Origin of the sequence: Bradyrhizobium sp. CCGUVB4N (assembly GCF_024199945.1) — a bacterium.
Classification (GTDB): Bacteria; Pseudomonadota; Alphaproteobacteria; order Rhizobiales; family Xanthobacteraceae; genus Bradyrhizobium.
Genome location: NZ_JANADP010000001.1, coordinates 1524417 through 1545895, shown reverse-complemented (window position 1 = coordinate 1545895; position 21479 = coordinate 1524417). Strand labels below are relative to the sequence as shown.

Genomic DNA, 21479 nt, shown 5'->3' with positions numbered 1-21479 from the left:
GAAGTATCGCAACGATCATCGCCAGGCACGGACGCGCTGCGTGTTGAGGGAGCCTCAGCATCTTGAGGCCCAGAGCGCATCCGCCCAAGCACAGTTCCGAACGTTCCGCTAGCTCCATCGCCGCGCCAAGACGCGAATTGAGATTCATCATCCCGAGCGGTGCTGCCCGCCTCGAAGTTAGAAATCTGTGCGTTCCTACGCCTGGTGACGTCTCTCATGCCGTGTTCTCCGAAGAGGATGTGAATGCGCGGGCGAAAACGCTTATCGCCTTAGCTGCGTGTCGGACCGATCCGTCGTGGCGGCTCCTCCAAGAGGGCAGAAGCACCAAATGACGATGCTAAAGCTGCTGCACACATAATGGACGGCTGGATACGGGCGTTTCGAGCAGTTCGAGCGAGCACCGTCGTTCATCGCTAAGGGTGCATCTGTCGCAAGACAGAAAACATTTGCTAGCCCGCTTCGATGTCGAGGTAAGCTCTATTCGACGCTCATTGCCGCCCGGCAGCGCCACTAACTCTGCCGGGCTTGCAGCATTCCGTGAAAGTTGATTTTTGGTGTCAGCTGATGAACGTCGAACGACGGATCAGGACTACCATCTCTCACTCAAGATTGCCGGCGCGAACTAGCAATTTCGCGCGAAAGACCCTGCTGAGATTGGAGATACCCGCCAATACCCTCCACGACGACACGTTGGAGCAGATCGGTTGGAGGGCTATAGGCTGGGGAATTCTCACTGCAAAATGGATGATCCTAGCTGTACTGTCGAAGGCGGCACACAGCTAAAGGGGCGAGCTGACGAGAAGCTGACGAATTCGCCGCGGACACTCACCGCTAGCGGCCCAAACGCTGGTTCCGCGGGCCATGGCACTAGAATCACAGGTCTCGCGGCAAGACCAAGCCGAAAGAAAGTCTCACAAGCAGCTTGCACCGATTGAGCAACGCGTCCAGCCACATGACCGCTTCTGAAATCCTCCCTTATACGATTTAACGAATTCGTCCCCACATCAATGCGCGGCGCTGGAGGACATGCTTTCGTGACGAAAACTCGTGCAAGCCGCTCGGCAGAACCATGCCATGTTAATGCAGACATGGAAGAACGACGAAGCCTTTGGCCGCCTTCTCAAACCCGATATTGTCGAGAAAGACCACTTGGTTCGTCGTCGCTGGTCTGGCGCCCCGTGAACGAGGTCACTGTTGCTCCGCCGCGAACCGACGACGGCCAAAAGATTCGCCGCTGCAAGACGCCTCGAACGAGCAAGCGGACACTACATCTTCGTAAGCTTGCCGACCCCCGCAGAAGACGTTGCGTGCTTGACGAGCATCGTCTTCCCATCCAGAGGCGATGGAACCACGAACATAGCCAGAAACAATCGCTCGGTTCGGACAAGACGCCTTTCGGAGCAGCCGCGCTTATGCAAATTCCAATACCGTCACCCCATCTGGAGGCATGCGCGCTCGATATAAGCCAAGCTATGAGCGCTCATAGGGGCTTGAATCGGACGGAGCGTCAGATTGTACGATCCGAAACAAGTACAGTACGTATCCAGTCGGCTCTTGGCGGTCTCCGGCCCTCGCACATTCACGACAGATAGAATGTCTCAAATGCCCCAAGCTCGCCTGCCTCTCATCCCTCAAGCTTCTTGGCCACGCCACCCAAGCCCCTGCTGCCTGCGCAGCCAATGCGACCTTGACGCCGTGTCAGCTCTGCCCCACTTGCAGCCCAAACCGGACGAGCGGTCCGCCGGCGCGCCAACTGGCTTGAAGTTGCGTCTCAATCAAAGTCCGATATCTGACCTTCGTGCCCGTTGGCCAGAATCGGTGGAACGTCGGCAGCTCAGCCGCCTAAGTGGCACGCATCACAACGAAGGATACGAAATGCGCTCGCCAATGGTTCGGCGCCCGAAGGGTGCATCGCCGCCAGCGTATCGGACGTGGCTGAATGTTGGGTCTGGCGAGGTTTCGGCGCCCATCGAGGGGGTGTCCTTTGCAGCGAGAGAGATTGGCTCGAAGCGATAAAGGCCGAGCAAGTGAGCGGCCTTGTAAACCTGACGACAGGTCGTCCACGCGGCGATCGAGACTTTGATGTAGCAGGAGCTAACCGCTCACGGGCTCGAGTGGCCGAATGGTGGATCCGCAGGTCCCGCACGGAAACTCCACCAGCGCGAGAGGGCTTGCCAAATGGAGAGCGCAACGATGTAAATCGCCGAAATCACCGCTCATCAGCAATCAAACCTGCTGCCGTGAGGCAGCGCCCCTCGGTCATCAAGGCATCGACACGATGAGGAGATTTAGATCCAGCCTCCGGAACATTATTACCGATCCGGAATATGAATGCATTTCATCCAAACAATCGATTTCACCATCACGTGTTCTCGCAATCATATTGCCCCCCTGATGTCGCTGACAATTGCCAAAATTGTCGCGGCGATGAACGAGGGTTCAGCCAAGTCTGTCGATGCGTTTGATTGATTGCGGTCGATGCCTCTGCGGCAAGGCCAGACTGGAGGTCCACCGGGATGCATGCGAGCCAGATGAGGCCGTCGAAAATGCGAGTCGAGCTGACATTGGATCGGATCAAGTGCGCGATTGGTCAGTACCGTTCTTCTTCGTCTATTCCGGCTGCAAACGCTTACGCGAAAGCCGGACTGCTCAACGTCGCTCGAAGTCATGTTTGAACATGACGCGCTGAGTGTTTTGGCATGACTTGGTAAGAGGTGATGACATGCGAACGCTACTGGTTGATCATGAGACGGACCCAGCGCGCGTTGTGCACCAGGCGCTCTCGGACTGCGGTTTTGCCGTTGACGTAACGTGCACGCTCGATGAGGCCGCCGCCGCCTTTGATTGTGCCCGCTATGACATCCTTCTGCTCGAGTTGCTTCTACCGGATGGAGACGGCTTGGAGTGGCTGAAGCAGCTGAGGCGCGACGGGTATTCGATGCCTGCCGTAATGATGAGCAGCCTTAACGAGCTCGGCAGGCGGATCGCGATCTTCAATGGCGGTGCGGACGACTTCCTGCCCAAGCCCGTGTCTACTGATGAACTCATCGCACGGATGCGCGCCACTCTGCGCCGATCAACGCAGATGACGGCCCCTGTCGTTACTTTTGGCAATCTAAGATTCGATCCGATCGGTCGGCAGGCCTCCGTTAATGGTCGGCCGCTGAAGATCGCGCGCCGCGAAGTATGCATTCTTGAGCATCTGCTCAGCCGCGCAGGCCGCACCGTGTTGCGCGCGTCATTGGAGGATGGCCTCTATGCGTTTGACAACGAGGTTTCGACGAATGCGCTTGAGGTCGGAATCTATCGTTTACGCGGCCATTTGAGTAAGTCCGGCGCAACGCTACGGATCAAAACCGCGCGCGGGATCGGCTACGTCCTTGAATTAAAAGGCGCGGCGTCGGCCGCCTAGTCAATCGAACTTGAAAGAAAAGACTGTCTTGAACATCATTTTTGATAAACATGCGGGCGTCAGTCGAGTCTCGATCGCTGTGAGCGCACTTTTATCCATCTTTCTTCCTTGTCTTTCGCATCTTTTGTGCGTGGTCGTTCTGCTATACCCGCTCGCTGCCGCGGCTCAGATCAAGCGAACTGATGGAGGGGGGCCGCCGCGTACGGCTCCCGATGGCACTAGCGGGACACTGACCCTTTCCTCTTCGCTCGGCAAGACAATCCATCTGCCCGCGCCAGCTGCGAGCATCTTTGTCGCCGATCCTACGATCGCGGACTATCAGGCGCCGTCGAACAATACCATCTTCGTTTTTGGCAAAAAGTCGGGCCGGACCAGCTTGTTCGCACTGAACGAGAGTGGGGAGGCTCTCGTTGAGCTGCGTGTTGTCGTCACGCAGCCGATCGAGGATCTGCGCGCCACGCTGAAAGCACAGGTCGGCGACTATCCGATCCAGGTCAGTTATACCCCGCGCGGCGCCATCCTTAGCGGTACGGCGCCCAATGCGGAGATCGTCGATAGCGCAGTGAAAGTGACTGAGCAATTTCTCGGCATCGGTGCGCTCGTCGTCAACAAGATCCAGGTCGCTGGGTCATTGCAGGTCAATCTGAGCGTGCGCGTGGCGGAGGTCTCCCGGAGCGCCATGAAGGAGCTCGGCGTCAACCTCTCCGCTTCCGGTCAAGCTGGCCCTTTCACGCTCGGCTTGGTCAGTGGCAGTGGCGGCGGTAACGGCGCGGCGCAGGGCGGCGGTACGGCTAGGATCGGAGTCAACACTGGCAATGTCAACGTCAGCGCTGTACTCGATGCAATGGCCCACGAGCACCTCGCTTCCGTACTCGCTGAACCGAACCTCACCGCAATGTCCGGCGAATCCGCCAGCTTCCTGGCCGGCGGCGAATTTCCCATTCCGGTCTTGCAGGATAATCGGCAGGTCTCCGTCGAGTTTCGTCACTTCGGCGTCAGCCTGGAGTTCGTGCCGACCGTTCTCAGTAACAATCAGATCAACGTCCGCGTGAAGCCCGAGGTCAGCGAACTATCGACACAAGGCGCGGTCACCATCAACGGCATCTCCGTGCCGGCTCTCGCCACTCGGCGTGCCAACACGGTCGTCGAGCTCGCCAGTGGCCAAAGCTTTGCAATCGGCGGGCTCATTCGGCGCAACTTCAGCACTGATATTACGACTTTCCCTTGGCTCGGCGACGTGCCGATTCTTGGTGCGCTGTTTCGCTCATCCTCATTCCAACAGGAGGAGACGGAACTCGTGATTATCGTCACGCCCTACGTCGTGCGGCCACGATCGAACACGAGGCCGATGAGTGCCCCCACCGACCGCATCGCACCGCCCTCGGACCTCGCGCGCAGTCTGACGAACACGATGGCAACTCGCCCGCCTGGGCGCGGTGCTCCCCCGACCAGCGTACCAAGCACGACACGGGGTGGCGGCCACGTCATCGAATGAGGATCGACCAATGACATTTCGAATCGTGCCCACCCTGATCGCTCTGACGGCCAGCCTAGGTGGCTGCACAAGCACCGCGCCGATCTCCCCCGAGCCGATTTCGCAGGCGATCACGGTTCAACAGGAGAAGAACGTCTTGCTGTTACAGAGCCTTCGAGGGACTGAGCGGCAGCGCCTGCGGTATTTCATAGCCAATACCAGTCGCGGTCGGCGTGACGCGCTCCATCTCGATATCACCGGCTCACCTCGGCTCGGAGCGCAGATTGCCAGTGAGGCCCGCGCAATGGGCGTCGACCCTTACAATATCCGCTTTTACGGCCCATCCGTCGACCGGCGCGATGGCTCGGGCGCGCGAATCGAGGCGATTACGTATGAGGCACACCCTCCGGTCTGTCCGTCAATGTCGATCGTTGGCCCTTCAGTGAACGACAATTCTTTCGACCCGACGCTTGGCTGTTCGATCCGCAACAATCTGGCCGGGATGGTCAACGATCCGCACGACTTGCTCGACAATCAGGCCGTTGTGCCGAGTGATGGTAATCGTGCGGCCATTCCCGTTGCCACATACAAAAGCTTCGCGACAGGCAATAGCGGCAACCTAGGCGCAGCTAACAACAAGGTTTCATCAGATTCCACCTCAAGCGGAACCCAGGCCGCCCAGCCGTCTCGGTAGCGATCAACGCCCTACCCGTCATGCGACGTCCTTCCCAACACAAGCTAGACTTGGCCGGTGGCAAGGAGTGCTTTTGCGACAGGTTCAAAATACTGCATAGGAATGGGGCTACCAAGCTTGGCGCTGCGGATAAGCTCGCGGACCAGGCCGTGGTCATCGACAATACTGAGACGAAGGGCTCGCGCCTCATCCGAGATCCGTGATGCCGCTTCGCCCTCGCCGCGGCAAACCAGGACCGGCACGCCGGTTTCGCCACGGACGTAGCGCAGCCCGACCAGCATCTTTGGCCCAGTCAAGATCAATGTTGCGCGATGCAAGCCGAGCGGGGGCTCATTCGCCTGCTCCCGCCGGAGACGATGGTGTTCCCGTTTCAACTCCGGATTACCTTGCTGCTCCTTGTGCTCGCGCTTCATTTCGCTCTCAGTCATGCGCATGTTGCGCAAAAATAGCCAGCGCTGCAGGAGGAGATCGATCAATCCGACGATAAGAAACGCGCCGCAGGCAATTTCGATCAACAGTTTCACCTCTATGAAGAGGAAGTCGAAGCAGCCCATGCCGCAAACCGGCAGATAGACCAGTGTCTTCCACCCGCCGACAACGACAAGGAAAAAGATCGCGCCGAGACAGACGAGCTTGAACAAGCTCTTGCCAAGTTCGACGAGGGAACGCAAAGACGCGATGCGCTTCAACCCCTTGATGGGATCAATGTTCTCGAATTTCGGGGTCATCGGCTCCGTGGAGAACACTGGTCCACCATTGGCCAGGACTGCCGTCAGCATCGCGCAGATGACAACACTCCCAAGGAGCGGACCAACAACTCGGAAGGCAAGTTCGGGCAAGACGCCGAGCGCCAGATCGACCGCAATATTGAACGGCTCACTCAGCAGCTTGTCGGTCAGCATGAGCGCTTCACGGCACTTGCCCTGGATGGAACCCGCTTCCACCCAGAGATAGCCAAGACCGGCGCAAGCGCTGACGGCTTTGACGAGATCAGCACTGTGCGGAACCGTTCCTTTCTTGCGCGCATCTTTTAGCTTCTTGTCGCTGGCGGCGTGCGTTTTCTCTTCGCTCGTGTCGCTCATTTCAGTTGCCTTTCAAGCCGCTCCAGCTCGCGGCCCGACTGCGTGATTTCCGATTGCATGTATTCGATGAGATAGACCGCGTAAGTGACCATGATGATCGCAAAGCCGATATTCTTGATCGTCAAAGTCAGATCCTTCGGGTTCAATTGCGGCGCAAAGCGCTCGAGCAAGAGCGCAGATATGTCGACCAGCAACAAAAACGCCACCACAGGCCCAGAGACCAGGAGGGTGGTACTTATGATGCTATCGAGTACGCCCCACAACTCCATTGTCCTCTGCATGCTCAGCGTGGGTCCGAACTGATAAACCGGCCAAATCAGGTAGCTGCCGTAAAGCCCGCTGATCATGGTTTGCAGCCCCCCCGATACAACGAAGATCGTGATCGCGGTGATACCGATAAACAGACCGGTCGCTGAAGCCTGGCTGCGCGTCGCGGGATCGGCGGGCGTGACCACGCTGCTGATGCCTCGTTGCGTATCGATAATTTCGCCGACGGCCTGAAGACTCCAGAGTGGAATGCTGAGCAGGGCACCGATCATCAGTCCGACGCACGCCTCCTTAAGACCGAGGAGTGTGATTTTGAGCAGACGCGTGTCCGGGTCCAGCGCCTTCAGGCCATCGGCGACTTGCGCCAAATATGGTAGTTCGATCGCAACCGCCAGGCAGCCGCGGATCAGCCGGCCGATCTGCGGACGCGTAAATACGGGAAGCACCAGCATAATGCCCGCGGGGCGAGCCGCACCAAGGCCGGCAGCAACGACAAGTTCAATAGCCGCCTGGATCAGATTTGGAGTCTCGGCGATTGACAAACCATACATGGCGACGGCTGCTAGTAGCCCGTTGTGAGCGCGGGAAAATCGGTGAATATCTGCTTGGTTTGCTCGATAAGCGGGGCGCTCAGGACCGGCGCAAACAGAGCGATAATCCCAACAATGACCAGAAGCTTCACTGTGAGTGGCAATGTCTGGTCCTGGATCTGCGTTGCCGCCTGGATGATGCCGACGACGGTTTCGGCGACCGCCGCCGCAATGAGTGGCGGCAGAACCCAGATCATGAAAAGGACCAGCGATCGGCTCATATGAGTGAGAATAGTGGTCTCATCCATGCTCAACCTCCAGGCGTTGTATAGCTCAGCACGAGTCCGTGCATGAGACGCGACCAGCCATCAATGGCCACGAATAGAAAGAGCTTGAATGGAACAGATATCACTGTCGGAGACACCATTGACATGCCCAAGGCCATCAGAATCGTCGTTACGATCAGATCGATCGTGATAAAGGGAAGATAGAGTAGGAATCCGATTTCGAAGGCGCGCTTGAGTTCTGAGATTAGAAAAGATGGCACAAGAATAGCAAAATCATCGGCCGTGGCCCTGCCGCGCATCTCCTCTGGCCAGACACGTTCGGTCGAGGACAGGAAAAAGTCTCGCTGTTCTTCATTGGTGAACTTCTTGAGATAGCCGCGCAGCGGTTCCTGCCCCTCCTTCGCAGCGGTTACAAAATCCTCAAGCGTCTGATAGCGCAGCTGCAGATCGGCGATCTTATTGTAGCTCTGCTCGAAGATGGGGGCGCTCGTGAAGGCGGTGAGGATCAATGCGGCGCCGTATAGAACGATGTTCGGAGGTATTGATTGGGTCCCTAGTGCATTGCGAACGAGGAAGAGAACGACAGATACCTTTATGAACGCTGTGGTCGTGACGACCGCGAAGACCAGGAGGCCGAGCCCGGCCGTAATCGCAAGAAGCGCCACGATTGCTGGTTGAATGTCAGTCATTGCCCGCTAACCCGCCACGCAGTCTGACGCCGAGCTCGTCCCCAATACGTACTATGTCGCCGCATCCGATGCGCACCCCGTTCGCAAAGATATCGACCGGGCCATCGACCGGCCGGCCAAGTTCGAACACATGTCCTTCGCCGATGCTTCTCAGTGCTCCCAGCGTGATCGGCCAGCGGCCGCATTCGAAGACAAGTGAGATCTCGATATCCTCGAGATCGGCTTCCGAGGGCGGCTGCAATTGACCGGGTTGTGTCGTCATAGGCGCATACTCCAGGGGTCGCGGTCGCGAATGAAATGGTCCGCACAGGATCAGGCGGTTGCCGGCCACATCTGCCGCGGTCCATAGCCGACCCGCAGTGAGGATAATCTGGCCATGAGCGAATGGCATGACCTCTGGCAACAACGCATCACCTGCACTTGTCTTGCGAAGAAGCGAGGCTGAAGCGCGGAGCGCGCCGACCTCTCCTGCAACGATGATGGGTAGCTCTGCGGAAAGCTTGCGCATCTCTGGCGGCAACTTGGCGAGCAGCTCGCCTAAGGCGCGGAACGCCTGCGGTATAGGTCCATCAAGAGGCGAGAAAAGAAAAAGACGACCTTTACCCTTGACCGGGCCGTAGACGATGTCGAATTCGATATAAGGCCCTTTTGTCTCGGCATTTCCGACACGGAGAAGTTGCAGTTTCTGCTGTGTCTCAGTCTCCAGACGAGCGAGTAACGGTTCGAGTGCAAGTTCGAGAACGAGCGAACGACTTGGCTCGGACAATTGAGCCAGGCTACTGCCATTCTGAACTGTCGAGATCAACGCCTCGGCAAGCGCATACGGTACCGACAAGACAATCGCATCACCTCCGACGCCCCAAACGCACTCGAGCGTCGAGCTAGCCGAAGGCTCCTGCTGCCACACAAGTCGCCCCACGCGCACCGATAGCGGCTTATCGCCAAGGTTACTGCGCAACGACGTGCGGGGCCCGGCTATTCTATTGAGCCATGAGACGAGAGTATGGGTCAGAACCTGGGACGGCTCATACTTGGCGTACTCGTCCGCACGACTTGCAGGAGCTGGGTCTACAGGACAGCACCTTTGCAGCCCATCAGGACTAGCTGTTGTCATCAGATTGAACTCTCCGCCACTGCCGTGAGCAAGCCGCTCCCATAGCGAAGCAAGACTTCATCATCGGCCTCTAGCTCGGCCGTCGCTTCCGAATGGGTATCGGCCGCACGCCGGACGTCGGTCTCGATTTGTCGCCATTTGTGAGTCGCGGCGGAACGTTTGGCCCAGTGCGCCCGCTTCTCCGATGCCGATGTCTCGGCCTGCTTTTGAGCGATGCGCGCCTCTTCAAGCGCCTGGCGTTTCGACGTGATCTCACTTGCGAGCCGCTCAAGGGTGAGCTCGCAACGATCCAGTTCGGCGACGGACAAGGTACCGAGCGATGTCAACTGTTGGTAAACCTCGGCCTCCGCCTGTGTGTGATGCTGTTCGGCAATTGCAAGTTCCTGCCATGCGTGTTCCGCGGCCAAGGTCGCGATATGACGTTTGGCTTCCATATTGGACAACTCACTGCGCGCACTGCGCTCACGCATATCCTTCACGTGGCGCAATCTCGAAGCGTGAATGCAACTCATGCGGTCAGACGGCACATCCATGTAACGGTTTCCTCAAAAGTGGACGCATCGTTTTCACCCTGGCGCAAAAACTCGCGCAAATCGTCGATCGAGGCGATAGCTCGGTCCGTCAGCAAATCGCTGCCTTGCTTGTATTCGCCAACCTTGATCAAGAATTCCGCCTCTGCATGGCGGGAGAGCAGATCACGGAACACGGATGCGGCCCGGCGATGCGGCGCAGACACGACGGTATCCATGACGCGGCTGCGGCTCGACAGCACATCGATGGCGGGGAAATGCCCCCGTGCCGCGAGAGATCGTGAGAGAACGATATGACCATCGAGAATGCCGCGCGTTTCCTCGGCGATTGGATCGCCGGCGCCGTCACCTTCTACAAGCACGGTATAGAAGGCCGTAATCGAACCGTGTTCGCCCATGCCAGCGCGTTCCAGCAAACCTGGCAGCATGGCAAAGACAGAGGGAGGAAAGCCCCGGCGGGTCGGCGGCTCACCAGCAGCCAGACCGATTTCACGCATGGCGCGGCTAAATCGCGTCAATGAATCCATCATCAGAACGACGCGCAGGCGTTGCTCGCGAAAATATTCGGCGAGCGCGGTTGCCGTATAAGCACACTGCGCCCGCTCCATCGCTGAGCGATCGGAGGTCTCAACGACGACGACCGTGCGGCGAAGCGCCGCCTCCCCAAGATGTCGCTCGATGAATTCACGCACTTCGCGTCCACGCTCGCCTATCAGCGCGACCACGCTGACGTCGGCGGCCGCGCCTTTTACGATCTGCGACAATAACGTCGACTTACCGCCACCGGGCTCTCCATAAATGCCGATCCGCTGGCCCTCGCCGCAGGTCAGAAGACCATCCATGACGCGAACGCCGAGTGGCAGGGGGCGCGCGATGATGCGTCTCGTCATCGGATTTGGCGCTTTGCCGCGCAGGGGGCGAGTTTCCGTGGCTTTGACTGCGCCCTTGCCATCGAGCGGACGGCCGAAGCTGTCGATCACCCGGCCAAGCAAATCGGGGCCGACAGGCACTTCGTGCATCCGTCCGGTGGCAACGACTTCCGCGCGGCTGGACATGCCTTGCAGGTCACCGATGGGCGTCAGCAACACGCCATCGTGCAACAGACCGATCACCTCGGCCTCAAGAGAGGATCCGGTGCGCGGATCCTTTAGGAGACAAAGCTCTCCAATACGAGCATCCGGCAAGACCGCATGGATTAGCGTGCCGATCGCTCGCGTGATCCGTCCGCGTACGGCACGCGTGTCCACCTGCCCTGCTGTAGATCGCAGACGCGCCAGCGCCGCGTGCAGAGTCTCCTCTCCATCAGGGCCGGCATGATTTCTTCCGGGCGCCGTCACTGTTCGCCTACCTCATGACCTAACCCAAGGCCCAAACGCAGGGCGCGGAGCTGCGCGTCGAGTCCGAGATTAATATTGCCAAATTCGCTCCACAGTACGCATTCGTGCGGAAGCAGCGCCGGATCCGGAACAATTCGGACCGCCGGGCGGCCTTCCTGGCCGTCGCAGGCAGCAAATTCGCGCGTAAGCGCATCTGCATCCATGGGGGACACACGAAGAGAAAGTTCCGCCCCACCATATTTTTGCAAGATCGTGTGACGAACCGTCCTCACCAGCATCTCGCCGGGGTCGAACGCGCCCAATAGGCCGGTTACGATGTCCATCACGAGCGCTGACAATTCCTGCTCCAGAACGGCCTTTCGTCGTGCCAGTTCCGAAGCAGCCTGAGCGATCAGTTGTGCCATTTCCTCGGTGCCGGCCTTCACCCCCTCGGCATGACCGCGCGCTCGCTCCTTCTGATAAGCTCCGCGCGCCCAGGTGCGAACCCGCGCTAGATGGCGCTCTGCTGCGGCACACGCCTCGACGGCGTTCTGCCAGATCTTAAGATCGCTTGCCGCCACCAGTGGCCCAAGCGGGCGGATGTGCGGAGTGTTGGGCGGCGCGGAGTCGTCGGCCGTCATCCCGCTGGGGCCTCCGTCGTCAATTGCGCCAACACCAGGGAAAACAATCGGCCTGCGACATCGCGGTGCTCTGTGGCAGGATTGTCAGCAGCCGTTCCGACAGCTAGGCGTAGAAGCACGCGGCGGCGATCAAGCGCTGACACTTCATCGAGCCAAGCGCCGAGACAGGCATGTCCATCGTCCTCAATCTCTTGCGCAAGTTGTTCGGGATCGGCAATAACTCTGGTTGAAACCGCATGCGCTGCATGTCGGATTCCGAAAGCCTGCACCTCGCTCCCGACGCGCCCGATCAGAATAGTGACATCGTGCTTTGCGATCAGCCTTGTCAGCGAACGGGCATGCCAAATACCGCCAGCGAGCCGAGCAGCCCTGCCCGGATCGCGTCCGAATAGAAGGTCTGGCCCGAAGCCACTTCCGTTCAAGTCCATTTCATTGTCGAGCAGCAACCCTGGCAATCTTATTTGCAGCCTGGGACTCTTCTGCAGCCGTAGCAACGTCGCAGCCGAGAGGTTCGCGTCAAGACGTGCGGCAAGGCGGGTCGGATGAATCGAGGCGGCAAGCTCACGAACACCTACAGAGGGCAATTTGAGCGGACGATGCCGCTCGGAGGATGAATTCGGTCTCGCCATATCGGAAAACCACACTACGCCGCATTAGGGTTGATCGCTTTGCGCACGGCCTCGATGGCGGACATCCCCGAACGCCCCGGGACCGTGCCCGCTTTGTGAGATGATTGCCTGCGCTGACGCATACGAGCGCTGAGCAAGACGCAGGATAGTACGCCGAATACAGAGCCACCGAGAGCCATGCCGACCGCAAGCAATGGGGTTGAAATCAATCCTGATGCTTGGCCGAAACCGGCTGCAGGCACCGGTCGCGGTTCCAGTGCAGGCCGTTCGACCGACACGAAAACCACAGCCACCTTGTCATAGGACAAGCCCTCGATGCTGTTGGCGACGAGCATCTTGATCTGCGGCAGCAGAATTGAGAGATTTGCCCTGGAGTCATGCCGGATGAAAACCGACGCCGAAGATGGGGTGGTGTCACGTCGGAGCAGGTCATTCTTCGGCAGAACAACATGGACGCGCGCTGACAGGACACCATCGATATCGCTGATCGTGCGCGACAATTCCTCGCTCAGCGCATAGACGTAACGGGCGCGCTCTTCGGTCGGCGAAGCAATCAGACCCGCCGCGTTGAACACTTCGCCCAGACTCTTAAAAGCATGGCGCGGCAACCCTTCTCCATTCAGCAGATCGATTGAGGAGGCAATCTGATTCTGCTCGACCTGGATCGTGCTGGTCCCGTCCTTGGCAGCAACGCGGACCGCATCGATCCCGCTCTTGAGGAGGACCGCAAGCATCTCGTTCGCCTCACGCTCTTGAACTTTGGTGTAGAGATCGGCTTTGCAACCGATGAGGAGAAGCAGGAGCGGCAACAGGGCCACAACGCGAAATCGCTTGCTGGATGGACGAGCCTGGCCGCTTTGGCGACAACAGAATGAACCAATCATTCGCCCCACTCAGCCGGCCGACATCAGCTTGTTCAGGGACGAACCGAGACTGCCGATGCCATTTGAAATCAGCGTAACCTGAATGACGCCGTCAGAAACATCCTTCAGGTTCGTCATCATCGCCTCGAAATCAACTGGGCCATGGGGAGCGACCGGCTCACGTGTTTCTGCCGCGCCCGGTTTCAGCAACAGGGGCTCCGACACCGGCCCAGGCTCCGCACCCTTTGGAACTGCGTTGACCCGATACATTGACGAAAGATTCTGGAGGATGCGATCGCCGAGCGGGCTCGCCTGTGTTGCTGCACGTGATACCTCGGATGTCGGCGGAACTGGCGCCACTTCTGTCACTGGAGGCCCTGCCACTGGAGGCACAGCGTCTTGAACTGAAGCCGCCTGCAAGAGACTCTGTTGAAACTGGGCCTGCTCGTCGACCGCTGTTGCCGAACATGTCTTGGACAACCCTTCGGTTAGAGTGTGAGACATCGGCGCAGCGCCTAACATCATCATGGAAAGACCTCGCTCTCTTCGAGATGTGATGCGACCAGTCGCTCAAGCCCATAGCGGTTCAATGTCCTAGAGAGGTCAGCTGACGGCAAGCTGACGAGTTCGCCCGTTCATGGTCATCTAAAGATCACGTTTCGCGTTCACGTTTACGCAACGTTACTCCTGTCTAAGTCAGAGAGAGCCGTGAATGCTCATTCGATTCATAATCCGATACGTTTTGAACGGAGTCCTCTGTTTCAGTGTTTTCGCTTCCACCGGAATACAGATGGCGTCCGGCGCTTCCCTGTCGCTGCCCTCGACCGCTTATCGCTATACTGTTCTGGATCAGGAGCTTTCCGCCGCGCTGCAGGAATTCGGCGACAACCTCAATATCAGAGTCACCATCAGCGCCGAGGTGAAGGGACGGATTCGCGGGCACATGCCGGATCTGCCACCGCGCGAGTTTCTCGATCATCTGACGCAGCTCTACAATCTTCAATGGTATTACGATGGGCTCGTGCTCTACGTGTCTACCGCGAAGGAAGCGCAAACTCGTCTGCTTCTTCTAACTTCAATCAGTTTCGACGCTCTCAAGGCGACCTTGGATACGCTCAACATTTCTGACGAGCGCTACATCTTGAGGCCAGCACCGGGAAATGGCCTCGTCCTCGCGTCCGGGCCGCCGCGCTTCATCGCACTGGTGGAGCAGACGCTCAAAGGGCTTGTGGCGGAAGCGCAGGCGCGACCACGCTCCGCCCAGATGCCGTCGCGGGACTCTGTGCTGCTGCTATATCGCGGGTCCTCAGCGACGGTTGTTCGAGATGGGCGAGCTGAAAGCCCCTCTTCTTCAGATACCTCGCACCAGGACGGCGCCTTGCCCGCATACACGGCGGGCCAAAGATGATACTGAGGCGCTGTTGGCGAATTCCTGCCAGCGGCCCCCAATGAGCCCGTTACGCGGGGTTGTGCAGGGAGCTTTGACCGATCGTCCCGGTCAAACGCCGTTGAAGGATGGCAAGACGTTGCGTCTCGTAAATCGGCGCTAGACACACGAGAATTGCCGCTGCGCCACCTTGTCTTGCAGTCTCGGGATGGCCGATCACCGTTCGGCACCAGCCGCCCAGGCTGAAGTTCCGTTGCACCGGCGGCGCGATGCTCCGGCCGGATTTGGTCCAAGCCAAGAGGTTGTCAGGATCGGCCTTGCAAGTTCGCCGGGACGTTCGTCACCTCATGCCGTCCGCGCCGGCCGACCCGTTGCGCCCTTTGGATGACAAGCCTTGCGGCAACCACTGACAATCCATGAGGTGATGCAATGAGATTGAAGGCGGCTCACTAAACGGTCGTTCGACGGTAATCAGCCTTATGTGTTCACGCGGGCGACATCATTGTGGTGCCCGTCGTCAACAAAGCCAACTGCAGCGAACGGGCTCTGTCTTCTTGATTAGCAGGACGAGAATGGAGCAACGCGTTATCGCCGTCGAGCCGAAGCTGATGTTCCAGGATATCGCCCGCATTATCGACGAGCGGATGAACGATCGGAAGATCTACAGCGGACGTGACTTCGTTTCGTCCAGGGAACGATTTCCGCCACTGACGCGCTAGGTGAACATCTACGCAAGGATGGTGCCTCGCACAGACTTGGCGAACCTCGCACGGACTGGCGAAAAAGACTTGGCGAAAAAGACTTGCGTGTGCAGTGCGGTCGCGTACTATTGCAGCGCGGTAGCGTCTCGCTGCCGCTGCCCTCCTTGGGCGTTTCCTCCCTAGACTTGGGCCGCTTGTCAATCAAGCGGCCCTTTTTTCTTGCCCATCAGCTCGGGCGTTGAGCTCGCGTGTGCCAGATTCAGCATTCGCGTTTGATGCGGAACGATATGGACCGCGATCTTGAATGCCATGTTGCCTGAGTTTGGCATGCTCTGCGAGCGCCTCCAGTAGCTTGTCGGGCATGGAGCTTTTGGATCCCGTAAAGATCCGTTCCAGTACCGATTGACACGCTACTCGTCAGGCACACAGGAATTGGCGCCCACCAGCAGCACGAAGGGCGGATCGAACTCCTTGCCCAAGCCACTTCGAAATCATCCGGCGGGAGGGATCGAGGCAGGTTTTCAATCTGCTCGCTGAGCGCGCATCCAGCTGAGGTAACACAATGCGCGGTCGCGGTGCGACGTGCTTCTGCATCGCGTTCCCGACCGCGCCTCGTATGCCCGCAAGATTCTCAAATCGCCATCATTCTTCACGTATCTGGGTCGACGGCACATCGTTCGACTGGGGGCAGCCGAAGGAAGCTTGATCCGATTTTGTAAAGTTCCTGGTCCGGTTTGCCGGACTGGCGATGTTCCGCTGGGACCGGTGTTGGCGACCTTGTTCAATCGGCTGGTGGGCGGCTTGACTGTACTCCGCTGCAGACGTTGAGGCGCCCGACCCGGACATTATCATGAGGCGCTGCGCGACCTCGGAAAGGACCATGACCCCAGCGAAGACATCAGCACCAGCTCCGGCGATCCAATGCCTGGCCGGCAAAGCGTGTATCAGCCGTGCCCACGCCATCTCCGCGACCCCCGTCCAGCTCCGATGACGCGAGCGCTACCACCGTATGCCGTGGGTGAGTTCAGAAAATGTAAGCTTTGACAACAAACTGCAATTAAAGGGCCGACACGCCGGTCTTAGACGTCGTAAGCCGCAGGCTGAGACCGTTAGTCGGCGTAGCTTACAATATGAGCACAGATCACCTCGCCCCACGAATCTTCACTTCGAGGTCACGGTCATATTGTCGAAGTTGAAGTTCATTCCGCCTGGCGATGAGGTGATCTCGACGCCGTATTGGACGCTACCGACGTTTATGTCGCCGAAGTAACCCTTCGACTTGATCCACTCGAGGATGCCTTTGATATCCACTGTCCCGCTGTTGCTCTTGGAAATGGGCACGAGCGAGATGACGTTGTGACCATTATTCCCTTCAAACACGTTCCAGGTCGTCCCTCCTAGAGCGACATTGCGATAGACCGGCATCGACGCCCCGGAAGGGGTGTATTTATACGATATGGGCTTAACGTTCCCGCTACCGTCCGAGTTTCCGGTGTAGTTTGTCCAGATCATGATCTCTTGCTGGTTTGAGCTGTCCCAAATATCATAGGCAGTGTCCCAAGCACCGCTTTTAGGAACGTCCTGATTGAAGGTCGAACTCAAAGTGTTGATTGCACTGAGCGGCTTTCCGATATGGACAGCCTCGTGCGGATAGCTCTTGATGCCGCCTGTTTCAGGCTGGTTCGACCACACGCTCCATCGGTTCGCTTCATGCACCGAAATGGTCTGAGGCCCCGCACCACTGCCCCACACGTCGTTGTTCCAGGTATAGCCATCACTTGAATGGTTCCCGTATGGATCGCTCGACCTCCAAATCAGGGCCTGTGCCGGCAGGGCGGTAGCCGATGACCTGACATTATTCACAGCCTGGCTAAAAAGATCATGTTCCTCCTGTGAGTAAGCGTACCCCATTGGGCATTCTGGCGAGCGGGCACTGTTTATCCGATTGAAATCCATAGTGCTCTCTTCTTCTTTCTGCCAGCGGGGTATCCTGGAATGGCTGAGCAGTTCAGTCTTAGGTGGCCTCATCTGAAGGCAGGTTCGAATGCTACGAAGCTTGGCTTTCGAGAAGCTGACCCGTGCAAGAACAAAGATGGACCGGCTGCTCAGTTTGTCATTTCGGATGACAGCAGGGGTGCGAGGTGTCCGGGAATCTGAGGGTCGTGCGACGAGCGCGCTCTTCGCGCTCCGAACAAGCACCGCCCCTACTTGATCTCGCTTGCACTTGAGGCAACCGCGGCGATTACGCAGCTGACATACGCTGTCGTAGACCGAAGGTATGCGGGGTCGCCTTTTGAAATGGACCCCGGATTTGGACCCGCGGCTTAGGCGGTGCGGATGCCATTCCGTATTGATAAAGGGAGCGGATCATGAAGAAGACGAGACAGAAGATCGATGCGGCGCTGAAGGTGAAGACCGCCTTGGCGCGCTGCGTGAACAATCAAGGGTGACGGATCTAGCGCAGCGCTACGAGGTCCATGTGAACCAGATCTATGTGTGGAAGCTGCAGCTTCAGGATCAAGCGGTTCAGGCGTTCGACGCGGGCGCTGGTCGGGATGGCGAGGCGGCTCGCGAACTGGAGGTCGAGAAGCTCCCCGCCAAGATCGGACAATTGACGGTCGAGTGGGATTTCTTATCCAGGAGGTCCGGAAGACGATCGCGCCGGATCGCCGAGGATTGCTTCACCGCGATCATGAAAATCTATCGATCCGCCGGTAATGCCAACTGCTGAGCGTTGCGCAATCGAGCGTACATCGGCCGCCGCGGCCGGCCAATGACAACGACGTTGAGCTGATGCGACGGATCGACCAGCTGTTCACGTCCTGGCCCTTCCTAGGTTCGCGGCGGATGACGGCGATGCTCAATGGCGAAGGCCGCCGCATCAATCGCAAACGCGTGCAGCGGTTGATGCGCAAGATGGGCATCGCGGCGCTGGGGCCGAAGCCCAGAACCACAAAGCCGGGCTTGGAACGCATTGAGAAAGGAGGGATTTGACGCGCCGGCTTCCTGCTGTGGGGAAGCAGCAGCCCGAGCGGAGGTGACCTGCTCTCAACTGGCAGGGTGACGTAGCCCGCATGTAAAGGGGACTAAGGCGAAACTGTTACGCCGATTTCTCGATCGGTCAGGATTCGGCTCAGCGGGATGGCCTGCGCATCGAAGAACGGCACCACGCGGTCATTCAGCAGCTCTGCCGCCGTGATCGGCGCCTTGCAGTCATACGGCTTGGCAAACGCCACCTTGCTATGAGTGTCGATGAAGGTCTGCTGATAGATCCGCCCCACCCCTTTCATATTGCCGACATAGAAGGTGTCCTGCGCGCCGCAATAGCCGGCGCACTCGCTCTCGAACTCGCCATGCGCCTCCCTCTCGGACTTGGCCTTCGCCAGCGCGACGAGCTGGGCCTCGGTCAGCACCAGGCCATCCTGGGCCTTCGTGGCCTCCAGCGTCGTCAGCCGTTTCTTGACGTTGGCAAGGTCGTGACGCGGCCACACCGCCCGCCCCCCGAACGGTGAGGCCGATAGGCCGCGACGGCGGAGCTCGTTGCTGACCCGCACCTGCCCCCAAAGCCGGGTGTTCGATCGCCAAGTCCACGACCGCGGCCTCGATCTCGGGCGCTACACGGTTTTTAGGAGCGGCTTCATGCGGCTGATCTCGATCAGCGCCAGCTTGCCGCCCTTGTCGTACAGCTCCTCGAACCGGTATTAGCCCGAGTTCGCGGATTCGCGGACGCAAATCGCGATTTTGGGATTTTTTCGTGAGCTAAGTGTTTGATCTGCAAGGAGTGGGATGGTCGTTTTTGGCCGAAAACGGCTGTAGTGAAGACCTACCCGATTCCCAAGGTGGCGGCGGGGCGGATAGATTCGTCGCGCCATGTTTCTGCGACGCACCGAGCGAAAGAAGAACGGCAAGACGCACCACTACTGGAACGTGGTTGAGAACAAGCGTCTTGATGATGGCCGGGTGGTGCAGCGGCACGTGCTGTATCTCGGCGAGATCAATTCCTCGCAGGCGGCGAGCTGGCGCAAGGCGATCGAGGTCTTCGACGAGGACGCCGGCCGCGCGCGGACGTTGGCGCTGTTCCCGGAGGATCGATGCGAGGCGGTGGCAGGCGATGGATCCGTCGTACAGCTTCGCCTATCGCAGATGCAGCTTCGCCGGCCGCGTCAATGGGGCGCCTGCTGGCTGGCCGGGCAGTTGTGGCAGGAGCTTCGGCTCGATCGGTTCTGGGCCGATCGGCTGCCGCCAAGCCGCAAGAAGACGAGGTGGGATCAGATCCTGCAGGTGCTGGCGACCTACCGGCTGATCGCGCCGGGCAGCGAGTGGCGACTGCATCGTCAATGGTTCGGCAGCAGTGCGATGGCCGATCTGTTGGGCGCGGACTTCGGCCTGGCGGAAGAGCACAAGCTCTACGCTTGCCACGATCTGCTGCTTGCGCACAAGGACGCGCTGTTCTCGCATCTGGTCGGGCGCTGGCGCGATCTGTTCAATGCCGACTTCGACGTGCTGCTGTACGATCTGACCAGCACCTACTTCGAGGTCAACGCTTCGGACCTGCCGGAAGGAGCCAAGCGCCGCCACGGCTACAGCCGCGACAAGCGGCCGGACTGCCCGCAAGTGGTGATCGCGCTGGTGGTGACGCCCGACGGCTTGCCGCTGGCTTACGAGGTGCTGCCCGGCAACACCGCCGACAGCAAGACGCTGCGGACGTTCCTCGACAAGATCGAGTTGCAATACGGCAAGGCGCGGCGGGTCTGGGTGATGGATCGCGGCGTGCCGACCGAAGCCGTGCTGGCTGAGATGCGCAACAGCGATCCGCCGATACAGTACTTGGTGGGAACGCCGAAGGGCCGTTTGAACCGTTTGGAGAAGCACCTGCTGGACAGGCCGTGGCAGGACGCGCGCGAGGGCGTCAAGGTCAAGCTGCTGGCCGAGGACGATGAACTCTACGTCTTTGCCCAGAGTGTCGATCGCGTCACCAAGGAGCGCGCGATGCGGCGGCGGCAATTGAAGTGGCTGTGGAGGCGGCTCCGCCAGATCGCCGCCATGGAGCTGACGCGCGAAGAGCTGCTGATGAAGCTGGGTGGTGCGCGTTCACATGCGCCGGCAGCCTGGCGCCTGGTCGACATCGAGGTCGACAGACATCGACCGAACTTCATCTTCTCGCTCAATCGCGGGAAGCTGCGTCGAACGCGACGGCGCGAAGGCCGCTATCTGCTACGCACCAATCTCACCGACAACGATCCAGCCAGGCTCTGGCAATACTACGTCCAGCTTACGGCCGTCGAAGAGGCCTTCCGCAACCTCAAGGGCGACTTGGCGATCCGCCCGGTCTTCCATCAGGACGAGGCGCGGATCGAGGCCCACATCTTCATCGCGTTCCTGGCCTACTGCATGCAGATCACGCTGACGCGTCGCCTCCACGCGTTGGCCCCGGGACTGACCGCGCGCAGCGCGCTGGAGAAATTTGCCGCCGTCCAAATGATCGATGTTCACCTGCCGACCACCGACGGGCGCGAAATCCTGCTCACCCGCTACACCCATCCCGAGCCCGAACTTCAGCTTCTGCTCGATCGCCTGAAGCTCCGCCTGCCACCGCAACCGCCACCCAGGATCACCACCGCCGCCGCCGCCAGCCCAAACTCCGTAGTGAAGACCTTTTGACCTAACTCGTTGAGTTATAACGAGCGAGTGCTTACAAAACCCGCCAATCCGCGAAGACGGGTTAGCTGTCGCGGTCGTAGCCCATCATCCGGCAGGCTTGGCTGACATTGCTCAGCTGCTTGGCCAGCTCCAGCATGCCAACCTTCGCGCGAATGACCTTCTGCTCTTGTGTCATGGGACGTCTCCTGTGAGACGATGCGGG

20 protein-coding genes and 2 pseudogenes are annotated in these 21479 nt (G+C 59.1%); 8 read left to right on the top strand and 14 right to left on the bottom strand.

Annotation, left to right across the window (positions count from 1 at the left end):
- The first annotated feature begins 2722 nt into the window (after positions 1 to 2722).
- Genes NLM31_RS07035 through NLM31_RS07025 form a run of 3 tightly spaced genes read left to right on the top strand, consistent with a single transcriptional unit; the run spans position 2723 to position 5580 of the window.
- A complete protein-coding gene (locus NLM31_RS07035) occupies positions 2723 to 3412 on the top strand; it encodes a response regulator transcription factor (protein WP_254128597.1) in 690 nt (229 codons plus the stop codon).
- Positions 3413 to 3440: 28 nt separating this feature from the next.
- The gene (locus NLM31_RS07030; protein ID WP_256561103.1) at positions 3441 to 4907 is read left to right on the top strand and encodes a type II and III secretion system protein family protein; all 1467 of its coding nucleotides are present in this window, start codon (positions 3441 to 3443) and stop codon (positions 4905 to 4907) included.
- A gap of 10 nt (positions 4908 to 4917) precedes the next feature.
- The gene (locus tag NLM31_RS07025) at positions 4918 to 5580 is read left to right on the top strand and encodes a CpaD family pilus assembly lipoprotein (protein WP_254128596.1); all 663 of its coding nucleotides are present in this window, start codon (positions 4918 to 4920) and stop codon (positions 5578 to 5580) included.
- A gap of 44 nt (positions 5581 to 5624) precedes the next feature.
- Here the strand turns inward: NLM31_RS07025 and NLM31_RS07020 are convergent, their stop codons facing one another.
- The 11 genes from NLM31_RS07020 to NLM31_RS06970 all read right to left on the bottom strand — a co-directional run bounded on the left by NLM31_RS07020 (position 5625) and on the right by NLM31_RS06970 (position 14032).
- A complete protein-coding gene (locus NLM31_RS07020) occupies positions 5625 to 6662 on the bottom strand; it encodes an EscU/YscU/HrcU family type III secretion system export apparatus switch protein (protein ID WP_254191843.1) in 1038 nt (345 codons plus the stop codon).
- Positions 6659 to 7480, bottom strand: a complete 822-nt coding sequence (gene sctT, locus NLM31_RS07015) for a type III secretion system export apparatus subunit SctT (protein WP_254191842.1) — start codon at positions 7478 to 7480, stop codon at positions 6659 to 6661. The genes NLM31_RS07020 and sctT overlap by 4 nt, the downstream gene beginning before the upstream one ends.
- 11 nt (positions 7481 to 7491) lie before the next feature.
- The gene (locus tag NLM31_RS07010) at positions 7492 to 7767 is read right to left on the bottom strand and encodes an EscS/YscS/HrcS family type III secretion system export apparatus protein (RefSeq protein WP_254128593.1); all 276 of its coding nucleotides are present in this window, start codon (positions 7765 to 7767) and stop codon (positions 7492 to 7494) included.
- A gap of 2 nt (positions 7768 to 7769) precedes the next feature.
- On the bottom strand, positions 7770 to 8435 hold the full coding sequence (gene sctR / locus NLM31_RS07005; RefSeq protein WP_254128592.1) for a type III secretion system export apparatus subunit SctR: 666 nt from the start codon (positions 8433 to 8435) through the stop codon (positions 7770 to 7772).
- Positions 8428 to 9270 (bottom strand): type III secretion system cytoplasmic ring protein SctQ, encoded by an 843-nt coding sequence (gene sctQ / locus NLM31_RS07000; RefSeq protein WP_309143676.1) that lies wholly within the window; start codon positions 9268 to 9270, stop codon positions 8428 to 8430. Before sctQ ends, sctR begins: the two co-directional genes overlap by 8 nt.
- Before the next feature lie 278 nt (positions 9271 to 9548).
- Positions 9549 to 10082, bottom strand: a complete 534-nt coding sequence (locus tag NLM31_RS06995; protein WP_254191841.1) for a hypothetical protein — start codon at positions 10080 to 10082, stop codon at positions 9549 to 9551.
- Positions 10058 to 11368, bottom strand: a complete 1311-nt coding sequence (sctN, locus tag NLM31_RS06990) for a type III secretion system ATPase SctN (RefSeq protein ID WP_254135246.1) — start codon at positions 11366 to 11368, stop codon at positions 10058 to 10060. Before sctN ends, NLM31_RS06995 begins: the two co-directional genes overlap by 25 nt.
- Positions 11369 to 11412: 44 nt before the next feature.
- Entirely contained in the window at positions 11413 to 12036 is a 624-nt protein-coding gene (gene sctL, locus NLM31_RS06985) for a type III secretion system stator protein SctL (protein WP_254191840.1), read from the bottom strand.
- Positions 12033 to 12665 (bottom strand): nodulation protein NolU, encoded by a 633-nt coding sequence (locus tag NLM31_RS06980; RefSeq protein WP_254128588.1) that lies wholly within the window; start codon positions 12663 to 12665, stop codon positions 12033 to 12035. The genes sctL and NLM31_RS06980 overlap by 4 nt, the downstream gene beginning before the upstream one ends.
- Positions 12666 to 12679: 14 nt before the next feature.
- The gene (gene sctJ / locus NLM31_RS06975) at positions 12680 to 13549 is read right to left on the bottom strand and encodes a type III secretion system inner membrane ring lipoprotein SctJ (RefSeq protein ID WP_254191839.1); all 870 of its coding nucleotides are present in this window, start codon (positions 13547 to 13549) and stop codon (positions 12680 to 12682) included.
- 9 nt (positions 13550 to 13558) lie between these two features.
- On the bottom strand, positions 13559 to 14032 hold the full coding sequence (locus tag NLM31_RS06970; protein WP_254196143.1) for a nodulation protein NolB: 474 nt from the start codon (positions 14030 to 14032) through the stop codon (positions 13559 to 13561).
- A 286-nt stretch (positions 14033 to 14318) separates the two neighbouring features.
- Between NLM31_RS06970 and NLM31_RS06965 the strand changes: the two genes are divergently transcribed.
- The gene (locus NLM31_RS06965) at positions 14319 to 14936 is read left to right on the top strand and encodes a secretin N-terminal domain-containing protein (protein ID WP_254128586.1); all 618 of its coding nucleotides are present in this window, start codon (positions 14319 to 14321) and stop codon (positions 14934 to 14936) included.
- A gap of 551 nt (positions 14937 to 15487) precedes the next feature.
- Positions 15488 to 15634: a hypothetical protein gene (locus tag NLM31_RS06960; RefSeq protein WP_254128585.1), complete on the top strand. Its 147-nt coding sequence runs from the start codon at positions 15488 to 15490 to the stop codon at positions 15632 to 15634.
- Positions 15635 to 16777: 1143 nt separating this feature from the next.
- Here NLM31_RS06960 and NLM31_RS06955 read toward each other — a convergent pair.
- A complete protein-coding gene (locus NLM31_RS06955) occupies positions 16778 to 17572 on the bottom strand; it encodes a glycosyl hydrolase (protein ID WP_254128584.1) in 795 nt (264 codons plus the stop codon).
- Positions 17573 to 18095: 523 nt separating this feature from the next.
- On the opposite strand from NLM31_RS06955, the gene NLM31_RS06950 reads away from it, so the two are divergent.
- Both NLM31_RS06950 and NLM31_RS06945 read left to right on the top strand, forming a co-directional pair.
- Entirely contained in the window at positions 18096 to 18347 is a 252-nt protein-coding gene (locus NLM31_RS06950; protein ID WP_254191838.1) for a hypothetical protein, read from the top strand.
- Positions 18348 to 18409: 62 nt separating this feature from the next.
- Complete coding sequence (locus NLM31_RS06945; RefSeq protein ID WP_254128582.1) at positions 18410 to 18610, top strand: IS3 family transposase; 201 nt, start codon at positions 18410 to 18412, stop codon at positions 18608 to 18610.
- Positions 18611 to 18729: 119 nt separating this feature from the next.
- On the opposite strand, the pseudogene NLM31_RS06940 reads toward NLM31_RS06945, so the two are convergent.
- Positions 18730 to 19302: pseudogene (locus NLM31_RS06940) on the bottom strand (IS481 family transposase); the annotation flags it as partial.
- A 184-nt stretch (positions 19303 to 19486) separates the two neighbouring features.
- On the opposite strand from NLM31_RS06940, the gene NLM31_RS06935 reads away from it, so the two are divergent.
- Positions 19487 to 21277 carry an IS1634 family transposase gene (locus NLM31_RS06935; protein WP_254191679.1) on the top strand — a complete coding sequence of 597 codons (1791 nt, stop codon included), beginning with the start codon at positions 19487 to 19489 and terminating at the stop codon, positions 21275 to 21277.
- 64 nt (positions 21278 to 21341) lie between these two features.
- Here NLM31_RS06935 and NLM31_RS06930 read toward each other — a convergent pair.
- Positions 21342 to 21452: pseudogene (locus tag NLM31_RS06930) on the bottom strand (IS481 family transposase); the annotation flags it as partial.
- Positions 21453 to 21479: the final 27 nt, after the last annotated feature.